The following is a 14,788-nucleotide window of genomic DNA, read 5'->3' as shown; positions in this document are numbered from 1 at the left end:
AGAACGCCGCTTCCCATCCTGTGGACTACCCGCGCTCAGGCGTAGACTAGTACCCAAATCTCCAACCACAAACTTTCTTGGGAGCTATCGATGCCAGAATTGCGCTCGCGCACATCAACCCACGGCAGAAACATGGCAGGTGCCCGCGCACTGTGGCGCGCCACTGGCATGGGCGACGACGACTTCGGCAAGCCCATCATCGCTATTGCCAACTCCTTCACCCAGTTCGTGCCCGGCCACGTGCACCTGAAGAACATGGGCGAACTGGTCGCCGGTGCAATCCGCGAAGCAGGCGGCGTAGCCAAGGAATTCAACACCATCGCCGTGGACGACGGTATCGCCATGGGCCACGACGGTATGCTCTACTCCCTGCCCTCCCGCGACCTGATCGCCGACTCGGTCGAATACATGGTCAACGCCCACCGCGCCGACGCCCTGGTCTGTATCTCTAACTGTGACAAGATCACCCCCGGTATGCTCCTGGCGGCTATGCGCCTGAACATCCCCGTCATCTTCGTCTCCGGCGGCCCCATGGAATCCGGTGAAGGCATCGAGGGCGTCGTTGAGCACCGCCTCGACCTGGTGGACGCCATGGTCATGGCCGTAGACGACAGCGTCAGCGACGACGCCTTGGCCCAGGTTGAGAAGAACGCCTGCCCCACCTGTGGCTCCTGCGCAGGTATGTTCACCGCTAACTCCATGAACTGCCTGAACGAGGCTATCGGCCTGGCCCTGCCCGGCAACGGCACCACCCTGGCCACCCAGGTTGCCCGCAAGCAGCTCTTCCTCGAAGCTGGCGCCAAGATTGTTGAGTTGGCCAAGCGCTACTACGAGCAGGATGACGAGAGCGTGCTGCCCCGCTCCATTGCCACCAAGGCTGCCTTCGAGAACGCCATGGCCCTGGACGTTGCTATGGGCGGCTCTACCAACACCGTTCTGCATATTCTGGCGATTGCCCACGAAGCCGGCGTTGACTTCACCCTGCGCGACATCGATGCGATTTCCCGTAAGGTGCCCTGCCTGGCCAAGGTAGCTCCCAACTCCACCAAGTACCACATCGAGCACGTGCACCGCGCAGGCGGTATTCCCGCTCTGCTCGGCGAACTGGACCGCGCAGGTCTGCTGAACCGTGATGTCCACTCCGTGCACTCCGACTCCCTCCAGCAGTGGCTCTCTGACTGGGACATCCGTTCCGGCGCCGCCACCGACACTGCCAAGGAGCTCTTCCTGGCTGCCCCGGGCGGCGTCCGCACCACCCAGGCCTTCTCTACCGCCAACAAGTACGAGAGCCACGAAACCGACGCCGAAAACGGCTGCATCCGCGCCGTTGAGCACGCTTACACCAAGGACGGCGGTCTGGCTGTGCTCTACGGCAACATCGCCGAGGACGGGGCTATCATCAAGAGCGCCGGTATCGACGAGGAGCTCTTCCACTTCGTCGGCAAGGCCTTCGTGGTGGAGTCCCAGGACGAGGCCGTCTTCGAAATCCTGTCGAAGAACGTGAAGGAGGGCGACATCGTCGTCATCCAGTACGAGGGCCCCAAGGGTGGCCCCGGCATGCAGGAAATGCTCTACCCCACCTCCTACCTCAAGGGTCTGGGCCTGGGTAAGAAGTGCGCCCTGATTACCGACGGACGCTTCTCGGGTGGCACCTCCGGTATCTCCATCGGCCATATTTCCCCCGAAGCTGCCGCCGGCGGCGCCGTGGGCCTGATTGAGCACGGTGACGAGATCGAGATTGACGTTCACAACCGCATCCTGCGCGTGAACGTCTCCGACGAGGTGCTGGCCGAGCGTCGGGCTAAGAAGGGCCCTGCCCCCTGGAAGCCCACCAAGCCCCGTGAACGCCAGGTCTCCAGCGCCCTGCGCGCCTACGCCTCCATGGTCACCAGCGCCGACAAAGGCGCGGTGCGCATCGTCCCCGAGTAAAACCGCGGTTTCACCCAAAATAAAGACGCCCCGCCCCAGCTTGCACAAGCCGGGGCGGGGCATCCTTGTGCTGGAGGGGGCTTGCCCGGGTTAACTCAGCGCGCGTCCGCCCCCTGCCTGCCCGGGCTGTTAGGGGAGGGGGCATCCGTCCGTGAGTGCCCACCAGACTCGCGCGGTGCTTACGCGCGGGGTGGACGCCACGCGAGGGTGGTGCTCCCCCGGTAGCCGCTGAAGCTTTTTCTTGGTCTGTTTCCCTTTGGCAGACTTGTGATGTAATCTACATATTGATAAACCTGTGGCTTGAAATCCTCACTACACAGATAAGGGATGTCATGTCGCAACAGACACCTCCAGTCGTGACCGAAGATCCTTTCGCTCACGAAGATGATGGCTTGCACAAAGGCCTAGGTCGCCGCCAGCTTCAAATGATTGCTATGGGTAGCGCGATTGGTACTGGTCTTTTCTTGGGCGCAGGCTCACGATTAGAAACTGCTGGTCCCTCACTATTTATTCTTTATGCAATTTGTGGCTTTTTCGGCTATCTCATTTTGCGTGCTCTGGGTGAACTGATTGTTCACCGACCTTCATCAGGCTCTTTCGTTTCGTACTCCCGCGAATTCTACGGGGAGAAAGCCGCTTATGTATCTGGGTGGTTGTACTGGCTCAACTGGGCAATGACTGCCGTAGCTGATGCAACTGCTATCGCCATTTATATCAAATGGTTCGGTCAATACAGCTCCTTTATTGCGGGAGTGGATCAGTGGATTATGGCCCTCATCGTGGTCTGCTTTGTACTCTGCTTCAACTTAGTTTCGGTGAAGGTCTTTGGCGAGATGGAGTTCTGGTTCTCGCTAATCAAGATTGCCGCGCTTGTAATTTTTATGTTAGTGGGTATCTACATGGTGATTTTTGGTACTCCGACAGGTAGCGTTACCGGATTCTCACTCATTACCGATAACGGAGGCTTAATACCTAACGGGGTACTGCCTGCTTTGATTGTGGTTCAAGGTGTTGTTTTTGCCTATGCAGGTATTGAACTGGTGGGCACTACATCCGGTGAAACTAAGGACGCTCGCAAAATCATTCCCCGAGCCATCAACACCGTGATTCTGCGTATTGCAGTGTTCTACGTTGGATCTGTGCTTCTACTGTGTCTACTGCTTCCCTACACCGCCTACTCGGCTGGTGAATCCCCATTCGTAACTTTCTTTGGGTCGATTGGTGTTGAGTATGCTGCCCCTATCATGCAGCTAGTGGTTATTACAGCGGCACTTTCATCACTGAATGCCGGTCTCTACTCAACCGGTCGCATTATGTACTCCATGTCTCAAGCAGGGTCAGCTCCATTATTTGCGGGCAAGCTGACTAAGAGCGGTGTACCTTTTGGCGGTATTGTGCTCACCGCAGGAGTGGCGGTTGCTGGCGTATTCCTTAACTTTGTTGTCCCAGAGCAGGCCTTTGAGATTGTGCTGAATATGGGTGCTCTAGGAACAATGGCGGGTTGGGCCGCAATTACTCTTTCGCACATGAAATTCGTCAAACTAGCGAAGCAAGGTAAATACCAACGCCCTGAATACCGCGCTCCTCTGTCGCCCGTTAGCGACTGGTTGGTACTTGCCTTCTTGGCAGCTGTGATTGTGCTGATGGCCGTAGATTACCCGGTGGGAACCTGGACTCTCGGTTCCTTTATCCTACTGGTTCCTGTACTAGTAGGAGGTTGGTTTGCTGTACGTAACCGGGTTAACGAGATTGCTCGTGTACGAGAAGGCTACACCGGCAACTTCCCTATTGTTGCCCATCGTCCGGGAACCGACGCTTACCTGCAACGCACACAAGGTAGCGTGAAAATCCACAGAGATCTTACCTCAGACGACTAACTCAGAGTCTCACACATGAAAGAAGGGCGCCCACACCTCATGGCGGTATGGGCGCCCTTCTTCTACAGCCGACTAATGGTGCGAAGAAGCAGGCTAGATTCAGTATTTACGACTCCGGCTACAGAACGTATATGATGCAGGACTCTATCGAAGTCGGCTAGGGTTCTGCAGGTTACTTCGAGAACCAAGTCCCAGCTGCCGTTAGTAGTATGTAACGCCATAACCTCGGGGACCCCGCGTAAGTCTGCGATGGCTTGGGTGGCATTTTTGCGTTCCAGTGCAACCATGGAAATAGCGTGTACTTCATCGGGGCGACTATCTGTTGTGGTCCGCACGGTGTAGCCAACAATGATGCCCTCGCTCTCGAGAGCATCCATTTTCTTCGTAACGGTTGCCCGCGTCACCCCCAATGTCTCCGCAAGGTGAGATATAGAAGCTCGCCCGTTGATGCGTAACTCAGTGATGAGTTTGGTTTCTAGGTCACTCAAAGGTCTCATAGTCATAATGTTAGTGCTGTATATACAATCTGCTCTCATCAGGTGAAAAATAGATCATTTTTTTACTTTTAGGTTATGGTGACCGATTGTACTGTTGTACTTGTCACAGGTTTGTATCTAGTCCATCCTCAATGAAGAGAGCACTACATGGTTCAGTTTGTTAATGTCACTAATATGGCACGTTGGATTCAGCGCGAGAGTGTTGAAAAAATTATCGACACCATGATCGACTACATCGAACGTGACTTCACGAGGTGGGAGAAGTTCGACAAAATTGCCCGTGTGGCTAGCCATACACCATTTGGTGTCATTGAACTGATGCCCACCTCCGATGGCGAAGAGTACTCGTTTAAGTACGTCAATGGCCACCCTTCAAACCCAGCCCGTGGTTTCCAAACCGTTACCGCGTATGGGATGCTAGCAGATGTTGATAATGGCTATCCTACATTTATTGCAGAGATGACTCTGTTAACCGCTCTGCGCACGGCAGCTACTTCAGCTATGGTGGCAAGAAAACTTGCACGTCCTGAGTCTCGTACTATGGCGATGATCGGTAGCGGTTCGCAGTCAGAGTTCCAGGCACTAGGTTTCCGTGCTGCAATGGGGATTGAGGATTTGAGGATCTTTGATACAGATCCTGCCGCAATGGAAAAGTTCCGCCGCAACATGGAGCCTCTTGGGTTTAAAATCCATACAGCTTCCTCTGTCGATGAAGCTGTGGAGGGCGCCGATATCATTACTACCTGCACTGCAGATAAAGCCCAAAACAAAATCTTGACTCGTGATCAGGTAGCTCCGGGAGTGCATCTCAATGCGGTTGGTGGTGACTGCCCGGGTAAGACAGAGCTAGAAGAGCAAATCGTGCGTGACTCTACTGTATTTGTAGAGTTCCCGCCTCAAACCCGTATTGAAGGCGAGATTCAGCAGGTAGAGGACGACTTCCCTGTGGTTGAATTCTGGAAGGTTCTCACCGGAGCTGAGTCAGGACGCACATCAGATGAAGAAATTACTTTGTTTGATTCAGTTGGTTTTGCAATTGCTGATTTCTCTGCCTTGCGGTGTGTGCGTGACTGGACTAAAGATAGCGATTTGCAGGACTACATTGAACTTATCGCTGACCCTGAGGATCCTAAAGACCTATTTTCACTTGTTGGATCGCTCAAGCCCGTAGGTTAATCAGGTCTAGATGAGCCATATTCTATAAATCTTGGGTAGCGGTGAGTACCGCTTCAAAGGACGCCTGCCCCGGCTTACGTAAGCCGGGGCAGGCGTCCTTGTGTGGGGTTTTGTAGTTCTTACCCGGTTTGTCTCCTGCCGGGCTGCCTCGGCGTCCGCCCGCCCGTCCGTGAGTGCCCACCAGACTCGCGCGGTGCTTACGCGCGGGGTGGACGCTCCGCGAAGCTGGTGGGTGTTCACCGAGAGAGTGAAGAGGGCCCCGATGCCCCTCACCTGTTGGCAAAACGGCGTGAACTTGATATAGCTTTAAAGAGTAAGCAAAACAACTATAGACACCCCCTAGGAGCTGAATAATGTGGAAATCACGCCTGCACATATCAAAAAATGTGAACTAACCTGGGAGCCGCCAGACTACACCAGCTCCTACCCGGCAGGGTTTACCGAGCAGGGCGTGGCAGTGATTGTGGTGGTCATGGACCAGGTGCGAGCCGCCGGTGACTGCCATGTGGGGCTGACGTCCTTCGCCTTTATCTCGCGTGAAAACGGCGAGCGAGAGGTCATTGAAAGCGAGCCTATCGCCGAATCCCTGACCCACAGCCTCATGGACCCCTGCGACACCGTGCACACCGACATGCTCGGCCGCGCCATCTTGGCCGCGATGGAGGCTATCCCCGAGGACTACAAGACCAACCTCATCACTGTGGCCGCCGATAAGCACTACCTGAAGCTGCTCTTCCGCAAGTTCACGGCCTTCCGCGATTTTTTGGAGTACCGCTCTATCGATAAGGTGATGAACCCCTACGAGTCGCACTCTCTGGGTGAGATTCACGTGAAGCTGATTGGCACTCCCGCGGGGGAGCTCATGCCCCACTTCATGGACGAGGCCTCGCGTCTGGCCCATACCGAGTTTGAGAAGAACACCGCCCAGCTGCCGGTAGAGAAGCTGGTGGAGTACAGCGTCTTTACCGACTGTTCGTACAGGTCAACGAACAATAAGAAGTATTTAAAGGGCGGACGCATGGGCATCGGCGGGGTGAGCGAAGACGGCTTCTTCTTCCACGCCCACTACGATGCAACGAACATTATGACCGGGGAACTCTCGGCCATGTTGGCTGCTTTTAATATCTTCTACCACGGTGGCCGTCAGCTGATTATTCACACCGATTCGCTGGGGGCTCTGACCTTTGTGCTGCGCCTGGCGCACAACCGCTGGGTTTACAACACCTGGGTTGAAGAGGGCGTGCAGAACCAGCAGGTTTTGGACGAGATGGGGCGGCTGACCGAGGCCATTCGGGAGCGCCGGGTGTTGGTGAAGCACATCCCGGGGCATACCGGGCACGGGCTGCAGGAGTCGTCGGATTCTGTGTCGAAGATGCACCGGCATTTCCCCGGGCAGATTGTGGATAAGGGGCATGTCTCTGAGTTCAACAAGCGGTGCGAGTCTATTATTACTGCCCTGTCTGGGTGTGAGAAGGCTCTGCGTCTGCCCTGTGCGGATTGGATTCAGATTCGCCCGTCGGTGGTGCACGCCCGTAACCGCTTGTGGAAGTAGCGGGGCCGCTGCCGTAGGGCGCCTTACTTCCTCAAAGGGGACCTTAAAACCTAAAAGGGACCGCGTATTACGCGGTCCCTTTTAGGTTTTAAGGTCCCCATGGGCGAGGGGAGCAGGTGCGGGCGCGGGGCTCAGCTTAAGCCGTGAGGACGCCCGCCGTTAGGCTACGTCGCGCTTTTCCTGGCGGGCGCGGCGCAGCAGCCAGATGAAGATGGCCACCAGGGCCAGGGCTACCAGGGCGTAGACCACCTTGGAGTACTGATCGATGACGCCTTCAACAGCGTGCCAGTTTTCGCCCAGGACCCAGCCGCAGTAGATGAGCAGGGCATTCCAGATGGAGGAACCGAGCAGAGTATAAAGACCGAAAGTCAGCGGGTTCATGCGGTCGATACCGGCGGGAATCGAAATAAGGGAACGAATACCGGGGATTACGCGGCCGATCAGAATGGAGGCCTTGCCGTACTTGTCGAACCAGGCCAGGGCGTTGTCGACGTCCTCAACCTTGACCAGCCACATCCAGGCCGCAATCTTGCGCAGGCGGTCAGCCCCGATAGCAGCCCCCAGGTAGTAGAGGAAGTAGGCGCCGGCCAGGGAGCCGACGGTCGCCCAGATGAAGGCGGCTACTACGTTGATGGAGCCCTGGGAGGCGGTGAAGCCAGCGAGCGGCAGGATAACCTCGGAGGGGATGGGCGGGAAGACGTTCTCAAGGAAGACCGCCAGGCCAACACCGGGGGATCCGATGGCTTCCATGATGGAGATAACCCAGTCGATAATGTTCTGGAGCACGAGTGCCCTTTCTTCTGCGAGTGCGGGCAGCCGCCCGGTGACAAAACTTTCTCTATTCTCTCGTAGAACCCTGTGTTTTCCTATGAGCTAGCTTGTAGAGAAGCTGGGGGTTTTGGTCACGTTATAGTAACGCTGCGTAACCTGTTCACACGGTGAAATAAGTTACCGCCGCAGTGCGGGCATGGGTGACTATGGAGGGTAGAGAACTACGCCTACCATCAGGAGAGTCCATGGCTGAGCATACTTTTGGCTTCCGCACCCGCGCCCTGCACGCGGGCGGTACCCCCGACGCCGAGCACGGTGCCCGTGCGGTTCCGATTTACCAGTCCACCTCCTTTGTTTTTAAGGACGCGGACGACGCCGCCAACCTTTTTGCCCTGCAGAAGTACGGCAACATCTACTCCCGCCTGGGCAACCCGACCGTGGCGGCGCTGGAAGAGCGCATCGCTTCGCTGGAGGGCGGTATCGGCGCGGTAGCGACTGCCTCGGGTATGGCCGCTGAGTTCATTACCTTCGCGGCACTCTGCCAGGCCGGCGACCATATCGTTGCTTCGTCCAACCTCTACGGCGGTACCATCACCCAGCTGGATGTTTCCCTGCGCCGCTTCGGTATCGACACGACCTTTGTGGACGGCACCGACCCTGCCGACTTTGCCGCCGCAATCCGCCCCGAAACCAAGGCCCTCTATACCGAGACCGTGGCTAACCCCTCGGGTCAGGTCGCTGACCTAGAGGGCCTGGCCCGTGTGGCCCACGAGAACGACATCCCCCTGGTCGTCGATGCCACCCTCTCTACCCCCTACCTGATTCGCCCCATTGAGCATGGCGCTGACATAGTGATTCACTCGGTCACTAAGTTCCTGGGCGGGCACGGCACCACCCTGGGCGGTGTGGTCGTCGAGTCGGGTCGTTTCAACTGGGGCAATGGCAAGTTCCCCACCATGACCGAGCCGATTCCCTCGTACAACAACATTTCCTGGTGGGGTAACTTCGGCGAGTACGGCTTTTTGACCAAGCTGCGTTCGGAGCAGCTGCGCGACTTTGGCCCCTCCCTCTCAGCCCAGGCCGCTTTCAACCTCTTGCAGGGCGTTGAGACCCTGCCCCAGCGCATGGACGCCCACCTGGCCAACGCTAAGGACGTTGTTGCCTGGCTGAACGAGGACGCCCGCATCTCCTACGTTAACTACGCCGGCCTGCCCGAGCACCCCCACTATGAGCGGGCGCAGAAGCTGCTGCCGCTGGGTGTTGGGTCGGTCTTCTCCTTCGGCGTTGCCGGTACTGAGAAGGCGGGCGGACGCGACGTGGGCGCCGAGTTCATCAAGAACCTGCAGCTGGCGTCGCACCTTGCCAACATTGGCGATGCCCGAACCCTGATTCTGCATCCCGCCTCAACTACCCACCAGCAGCTGACCGCTGAGCAGCTGGCAGCCGGTGGTGTGGGCGAAGACCTGATTCGTATTTCGGTGGGGCTGGAAGATGCCGTCGATATTATCTGGGACCTGGACCAGGCTCTGACCATTGCCTCTGGCCGCAACCACGCCGGTGAGGTCGTCGGTACTGCCAGCGCGGACGAGCTGGTAGCCCGCCGCGAGGCTGCCGAAGCTGAGGCAGCTGCCCAGAAGCAGGCACTGGAGGCGGACGCCGCCGCCCACGCTGCCGAGCGCGCAGCGCGTGAGGGGGCTGGAGCGTCCGCACCCGCCTGCGAAATTCCTGCACCCAAGAAGGAGGCTTAAGCCGTGACTGAGATTCGTACCTGGGAAGGCCCCAGCGCGCCTGAGCGACTGAAGATTTTGCACGAGACGAAGTCCATTGCGATTGTGGGTATGTCTGACAAGATTTCGCGGTCTTCGTATTTTGTGGCGACGTATTTGCAGTCGTCGAGCCCCTACACCCTGTATTTTGTGAACCCGATTTTGGCGGCGAAGGGTAAGGAGGTGCTGGGGCAGAAGGTGTATGCGTCGCTGGCTGATCTGCCTGAGGCCCCTGACCTGGTGGAGATTTTCCGCCGCAACGAGGACCTACCGGGTGTGGTTCAGGAAGCCATTGAGGTAGGCGCGAAGACGGTGTGGATGCAGCTGGGATCATGGAATGAGGAGGCTGCGCGCCTGGGTGAGGACGCCGGGCTGAACGTGGTGATGGACCGGTGCGTGAAGATTGAGCACGCCCGCTTCCACGGCGGCCTGCACCTGGCCGGGTTCGTGACCGGCGTGATTTCGTCAAAGCGGCAGGTGCTGGCCTAGCCCCTGGGGTAGGTACCATCTACATCAGAAATGACCACGAACTAGGTGGTCATTTCTGGTTTAAATGGGTATTTCCCGAGAACACTGAGTTTAAGTCTCTACTGTATCTGGCGCAGGTAAGGATATCGCTGTTCCTCATATGGGTTTATAACGTTAAGGCATTCCTCCACTTTAGCGGAGAATGGGCAAGCCGTGTCCATAGGTGGCGGTTACCAACAGAAGTACCCCGCCTGAGCGGGGAATGTTATGTACCTTAAACCGAAGGCGCTGCTCGCTGGAAATACCCCCGCGAGTGCGGGGAAGAGTACCCAGCAGCCCGGATAGCGCCTGCACGCCGGGAAATACCCCCCACTACGGAAGTCCCTGCGGTTTCTAACCGTGGGACTTGGCTGAAGGACGTTGGTACTCAGCTAAAGCGTCGCAAGACCGTCCTCTCTGCCTAGGGCGCACCGCCGAATGCGACTCCTTTTCCCAACAGGACGTTAAAGCAACGCCCGCTCGGGAAAAGGAGTCGCATTCGGCGTATCTGCCCTCCACCGTCCGCTTGCCCCAACCTTCACACCCACTCACCCCCGTCCGCCCCGGCGAACTCAACCTTATGACCGCCGGCTACGGCATCAATCACTCCGAATACTCCACGCCAGATACCACCGTGCTGCACGGCATCCAACTCTGGATCGCCCTGCCCCACCGAGACATGAACACCGCCCCCGCCTTCGAAAACTTTGTGCCCGAGGCCCTCACTGTCGGTGGGCAGGGGAGTGGGCAGGACGCCGGCCCCGGCTACCCCCGCTTTGGCGGGGTGGTGCTGCTGCCCGGGGAATATGAAGAGAAGCTTCGCACGTCAGTGACTCCTGCCCCCGATCTGCCCAACGCGTGCTTGAAGCTACGCGGCGACTAGCCCCCGGGCAGGGGAGTGGGCGGGTGCGCGTCCGCCTTCAAAGCCCCCTTAAGTAACCGGCCGGGTCACAGTTTCGTCATGAAACCGTGACCCGGCCGCTATCGTGTCGCATTTTATTTCGGTAGGTTCTGCCCGCACAGGTTACTCGCCAGTAACCCCAGGGTGACCAGTATTAACAGGTGATTTTCAGGGTCTTTTGGGTGTCTTTAGAGACGTGACATAGGGCAGGAAAATCAACTTTTTATAACGATTCGGTATACATCGTTACCAAATCGTTATAGGCTGTTCAGAGTCCAATCAGCTTCCGAGGGAAGCATGGGAGCCCACAAACCCCACGTATGGGCCACCCAGCAGTAGCAGCAACCCGGCTGCGAAATCTCAAGAAGAGACGAAAGGTACAACATTGCGTCGTTCACTCTCAGTAGGTGCGGTAGGCGTCATCCTGTCCGGCGCTGTTCTCGCAGCAGCAAACGCAGCCGTCAATGAAGCCCCGCAGACCACCGTAGACAACGGTGCAGCTGTTTCAGCCCCCCTGCTCAAGGCATTCGCCGTTGCAGGTGAAGGCAAGGTTGTAAGCTGGGGTATTCCCGCTTACATCGTAGCTCCCGAAAAGCCCGTCGAGGCAACCCCCGTCATCGAAGAAGCTCCCGTTGAGGAAGCCCCCGTCGTTGAAGAGGCTCCCGTAGAAGAAGCTCCGGTTGTTGAAGAAGCACCCGTTGAAGCTCCTGCCGAAGAAGCCACCGTTGCTGTTCAGTCCGAGACCGTTGAGGTTGTAGAGGCAACCCCCGCTCCTGCCCCCGTTGAGACTGTAGCTCCTGCAGCAACCCAGGCACCCGCTCCTGCACCTGCAGCAACCACCGCCGCTCCCGCAGCAACCCCCACTCTTTCCACCGCCACCAACCAGGCTAAGCGCGACGCTGTTGTAGCAGCCGCCCTGGCCGCCGCAGCCGTCAACGCTCAGACCGACTGCACCATGCTGGCAACCAACTCCCTGCGTGCCGCTGGCATCAACTTCCACGGCTGGCCCATGGACTACATGTCACTGGGTACCGTAACCTCCAACCCCCAGCCCGGCGACCTGGTTCTCTACCAGTCCAACGGTTTCGGCCAGCAGCACATCGCTGTTTACATTGGCAACGGTCAGGCTGTACACGGTGGCTGGAATGGCATGGGCACCTCCATCTTCTCAGTGAACCTGCCCACCGCGTCCGCACCGATCTTCGTATCACCCGCTGGCTACAACAGCTAAGGCAACCGCCAACAGCGTCTTTTCTTGAGAAAAGTCCCGCTCCCTCACCAGGGAGCGGGACTTTTTCAGTTCCTGGGGCTCTAACGCTAGGGGGCTCTAGAGCTGCATAGCCGCCCGGTAGAAGGAGGCCTTGAGCTCGCGCACGGCAGTCACCGACCAGATAGCGCTGGTAGAGCCAGCCCGGGCCTGCTGTAGGTGGGGCAGGTCGGCGGCGAGGGCCTGGTCAAACTGGGCCCGCAGGTCGTCGAGGGAGGCGATGGTCTGGCCACGGTGGGTGAAGGGGAAGACCCCGGACGCCCCCGCCCGCTCAAGCCCCTGGCGGTAGCGGGCCGCGCGGTCGGCGGCATAGTCGGCAATGCCGATCTGCCCCATGATGAAGCTATCCGAGAGCGCCCCACCTGCAGAGGCCTTGTACTGGTTGGAGATGTAGGGGACCATGCCCTCGTCGTAGCCCTTGTAGGCCAGCAGGTCGAAGGCCTGACGGCGGACGGTAATATCACCGGGCGCCCCGGTAGCGGGGGTGTAGGCGCCGTAAGCCGGGTCAAACAGGGGGATGGTGTAGTAGCTGTTGGCCGGTGCGGTGCCAATGGTGCTGATGCCGCGCCACTGGTAGCGGGATACCACCAGGCCCTGGGCAGTAAAGTCTTCCACCGTTGAGAGGGCGGCAGCTTCGTCCACGGTGATGGCGCTGAAGGTGTCGTCGGTGTGGCCGGTGGTGCCGCGCGGGGTCTGGCTCAGGCGGTTGAGCAGGACGGCGCGCTCTTCGGCCTGGCAGCGCAGGATAGCTTCTGCCTCGAGGGCATCCAGCAGATAGAGGGTGTCGAGCTGCTGGCGCATGTAGGCAGAGAGGTCCTGCTTGGTGGCGAACTGCTCGGGACTGCTGTTGTGCAGGCGGTCGGCGACCGAGGTCCAGTCGAAGTACTGGTTGAAGCCAACGATGGCTGAGGTGGGGGCGTCGGGGCCTTCGAAGATGCCGCGGGCTATGGTTTCTCCGCCTACTCCATCGCGCAGGCCGTGGCCCTTGGTGAGCAGGGTGTCATCGATCAGGTGGGTCATCTCGTGGCCATAGGTAGTCACACCGTTGGCCGAGATAGCCTTGCCCATGAAGTAGCGCATGCCGGTGCCCTCGGCCTGGGCGGCTGCCTGAGTGTAGGGCGCCCAGAGGTTGAGGGGCGCGAAGAAGTCGCTGATAGCCCCGGGATTGGTCTTGGGCAGCCAGGAGGCTGAGATGTTCTGGGCCTTGTAACCCTGGAAAGTGTCAATCGCCAGGCGGTTTCCGGTGAGCTCGCCGGCGTAGGCGGGAGTCAGGCGGGTCCAGAGTTCCACAAAGGCGTTCTGCTCGGCTGCCCGGCGGTTGAGCTCGTCGATGAAGGCGGTCTTCTCAGTGGTGCTGCTACCTGCGGTGGCGGGGTCTACATAGGTGTAGGTATGGCCGAAGGTAATAGAGGCCGGGGTGGTTGCAACATAGACCCCGTCATTCTCTTGCGAAAGCAGGGGCAGAATAAAGCGCTGGGTGGCAGGGTCTGCCGCCAGCTTGCTGTAGAGCGGGGCGGCGGCGTCCGCAATGATGGCCCCGCTCTGCTCGCGCATCCAGGCGTCCAGGTCGCTGGTGCCCGCCCGGTCGGCAATGAAGCTGGTGAGCTCCGGCAGGCGCACCACGGTGCGGTGGGCAGCGGGGGAGTTGTTGAAGGCCAGTGCGCTAGCCCGCTGGGAGCCGATATTGAGAATGTAGTCAATCGGGTCAACCCCGGTGATGCCGAATTGCTCGGGGTTGGCAATGAGGGCCTCGGCCACATTCACGCCGTCTAGCTCGAAGGAGTAGAGCGACCGCAGGTAGGCCAGGCCCAGCAGGAACTGCTCTTTGCGCCGGCTGACCTTATTGGTAATCAGAGTTTCGCGCTCTTGGGGCGAGAGATGGGCGTAGAGAGGGTTTGCGGCAATCGCGGTGAGAGTGTTTTGGGCCAGGAACTTTGAGACGTTGAACTGCTTCTCAAGGCCGGTAGCTTTGAGCACCTCTGGGCGTAGCTCGGCGCGGGCCTCTGCCTCGGTCACGGAGTTGAAAGGACGCCCGGTGCGGCGGGAAATCTCCAGCCGTTTGTTGGTGATGTCGGTAAAGCGAATGGTGGGTGAGAGCGAGTCATAGACGGTCTGTGACTCGGTGAAGGAGATGCCGCCCAGTTCTGCTGCCACGGAGGCAAAAGGGTCGGCGGACGGCGTTGAGGCGGCGTAGACGGGCACCGCCGAGCTGGCAATAATGGTTGGGGCAGACCAGGCTGCGCCGTGAATGAGGGTACGGCGATGGATGGGGGAGGAGGGCATAGGGCGTTTGGACCTCAGTGTGGAAGGGACATGTGTGGGCGGTGTGTGTTCTTTGAATAGGGGGAGAGAACTCTTGGCAACGATGCCTGACCGCTTACCTTTAAGAATACCGGCTGGAGGTGGCTGGGAGCAGGAGAGGTGCGCCGATGAGGCTCGTGGGCAGGCGCGGATGTGCCCTTGGCTATATCTCTTGTGTTTGCCCAAGAGTAACGTCATAAATGCGTAACATTAATTCTCTGTCTTGTAGATTGCCGGTATAGGC

General features: G+C 58.6%; 11 protein-coding genes. 8 read left to right on the top strand and 3 right to left on the bottom strand.

Annotated features, from left to right (window positions below):
* Positions 1 to 90: 90 nt before the first annotated feature.
* Together ilvD and VSX42_RS05630 are read left to right on the top strand one after the other, a co-directional pair.
* The gene (gene ilvD, locus VSX42_RS05635) at positions 91 to 1,929 is read left to right on the top strand and encodes a dihydroxy-acid dehydratase (RefSeq protein WP_326503354.1); all 1,839 of its coding nucleotides are present in this window, start codon (positions 91 to 93) and stop codon (positions 1,927 to 1,929) included.
* Between the two features lie 332 nt (positions 1,930 to 2,261).
* Complete coding sequence (locus VSX42_RS05630; RefSeq protein WP_326503353.1) at positions 2,262 to 3,806, top strand: amino acid permease; 1,545 nt, start codon at positions 2,262 to 2,264, stop codon at positions 3,804 to 3,806.
* Between the two features lie 62 nt (positions 3,807 to 3,868).
* Here VSX42_RS05630 and VSX42_RS10940 read toward each other — a convergent pair whose 3' ends face one another.
* Positions 3,869 to 4,303 (bottom strand): Lrp/AsnC family transcriptional regulator, encoded by a 435-nt coding sequence (locus VSX42_RS10940; RefSeq protein WP_418950780.1) that lies wholly within the window; start codon positions 4,301 to 4,303, stop codon positions 3,869 to 3,871.
* A gap of 147 nt (positions 4,304 to 4,450) precedes the next feature.
* Between VSX42_RS10940 and VSX42_RS05625 the strand changes: the two genes are divergently transcribed.
* Both VSX42_RS05625 and VSX42_RS05620 read left to right on the top strand, forming a co-directional pair.
* On the top strand, positions 4,451 to 5,479 hold the full coding sequence (locus VSX42_RS05625) for an ornithine cyclodeaminase (RefSeq protein WP_326503352.1): 1,029 nt from the start codon (positions 4,451 to 4,453) through the stop codon (positions 5,477 to 5,479).
* Between the two features lie 355 nt (positions 5,480 to 5,834).
* Positions 5,835 to 7,031, top strand: a complete 1,197-nt coding sequence (locus VSX42_RS05620) for an RNase H family protein (protein ID WP_326503351.1) — start codon at positions 5,835 to 5,837, stop codon at positions 7,029 to 7,031.
* Between the two features lie 159 nt (positions 7,032 to 7,190).
* Here VSX42_RS05620 and VSX42_RS05615 read toward each other — a convergent pair whose 3' ends face one another.
* The gene (locus VSX42_RS05615; RefSeq protein WP_326503350.1) at positions 7,191 to 7,817 is read right to left on the bottom strand and encodes a DedA family protein; all 627 of its coding nucleotides are present in this window, start codon (positions 7,815 to 7,817) and stop codon (positions 7,191 to 7,193) included.
* Positions 7,818 to 8,047: 230 nt separating this feature from the next.
* Here VSX42_RS05615 and VSX42_RS05610 point away from each other — a divergent pair, with 230 nt between their 5' ends.
* The 4 genes from VSX42_RS05610 (at position 8,048) to VSX42_RS05595 (ending at position 12,207) form a co-directional block, all read left to right on the top strand.
* Complete coding sequence (locus tag VSX42_RS05610) at positions 8,048 to 9,550, top strand: O-acetylhomoserine aminocarboxypropyltransferase/cysteine synthase family protein (RefSeq protein WP_326503349.1); 1,503 nt, start codon at positions 8,048 to 8,050, stop codon at positions 9,548 to 9,550.
* Between the two features lie 3 nt (positions 9,551 to 9,553).
* The gene (locus tag VSX42_RS05605; RefSeq protein ID WP_135012911.1) at positions 9,554 to 10,057 is read left to right on the top strand and encodes a CoA-binding protein; all 504 of its coding nucleotides are present in this window, start codon (positions 9,554 to 9,556) and stop codon (positions 10,055 to 10,057) included.
* A gap of 385 nt (positions 10,058 to 10,442) precedes the next feature.
* Positions 10,443 to 10,958 carry a pirin family protein gene (locus VSX42_RS10935; protein WP_418950776.1) on the top strand — a complete coding sequence of 172 codons (516 nt, stop codon included), beginning with the start codon at positions 10,443 to 10,445 and terminating at the stop codon, positions 10,956 to 10,958.
* A 403-nt stretch (positions 10,959 to 11,361) separates the two neighbouring features.
* On the top strand, positions 11,362 to 12,207 hold the full coding sequence (locus VSX42_RS05595; RefSeq protein ID WP_326503348.1) for an NlpC/P60 family protein: 846 nt from the start codon (positions 11,362 to 11,364) through the stop codon (positions 12,205 to 12,207).
* Positions 12,208 to 12,303: 96 nt separating this feature from the next.
* On the opposite strand, the gene VSX42_RS05590 is transcribed toward VSX42_RS05595, so the two are convergent.
* Positions 12,304 to 14,526, bottom strand: coding sequence for a ZmpA/ZmpB/ZmpC family metallo-endopeptidase (locus tag VSX42_RS05590; RefSeq protein ID WP_326503347.1), 2,223 nt, complete (start codon positions 14,524 to 14,526; stop codon positions 12,304 to 12,306).
* Positions 14,527 to 14,788 lie beyond the last annotated feature (262 nt).

Source organism: Rothia nasimurium (assembly GCF_035916755.1).
GTDB lineage: Bacteria > Actinomycetota > Actinomycetes > Actinomycetales > Micrococcaceae > Rothia.
This window is presented reverse-complemented; position numbering and strand designations above follow the sequence as displayed.

What these genes read in the sequence shown, in the direction of transcription:
- ilvD (WP_326503354.1), top strand. Translation starts at nt 91, where the DNA reads ATGCCAGAATTGCGCTCGCGCACATCAACCCACGGCAGAAACATGGCA.
- VSX42_RS05630 (WP_326503353.1), top strand. Translation starts at nt 2,262, where the DNA reads ATGTCGCAACAGACACCTCCAGTCGTGACCGAAGATCCTTTCGCTCAC.
- VSX42_RS10940 (WP_418950780.1), bottom strand. Translation starts at nt 4,303, where the DNA reads ATGAGACCTTTGAGTGACCTAGAAACCAAACTCATCACTGAGTTACGC.
- VSX42_RS05590 (WP_326503347.1), bottom strand. Translation starts at nt 14,526, where the DNA reads ATGCCCTCCTCCCCCATCCATCGCCGTACCCTCATTCACGGCGCAGCC.
- VSX42_RS05610 (WP_326503349.1), top strand. Translation starts at nt 8,048, where the DNA reads ATGGCTGAGCATACTTTTGGCTTCCGCACCCGCGCCCTGCACGCGGGC.
- VSX42_RS05625 (WP_326503352.1), top strand. Translation starts at nt 4,451, where the DNA reads ATGGTTCAGTTTGTTAATGTCACTAATATGGCACGTTGGATTCAGCGC.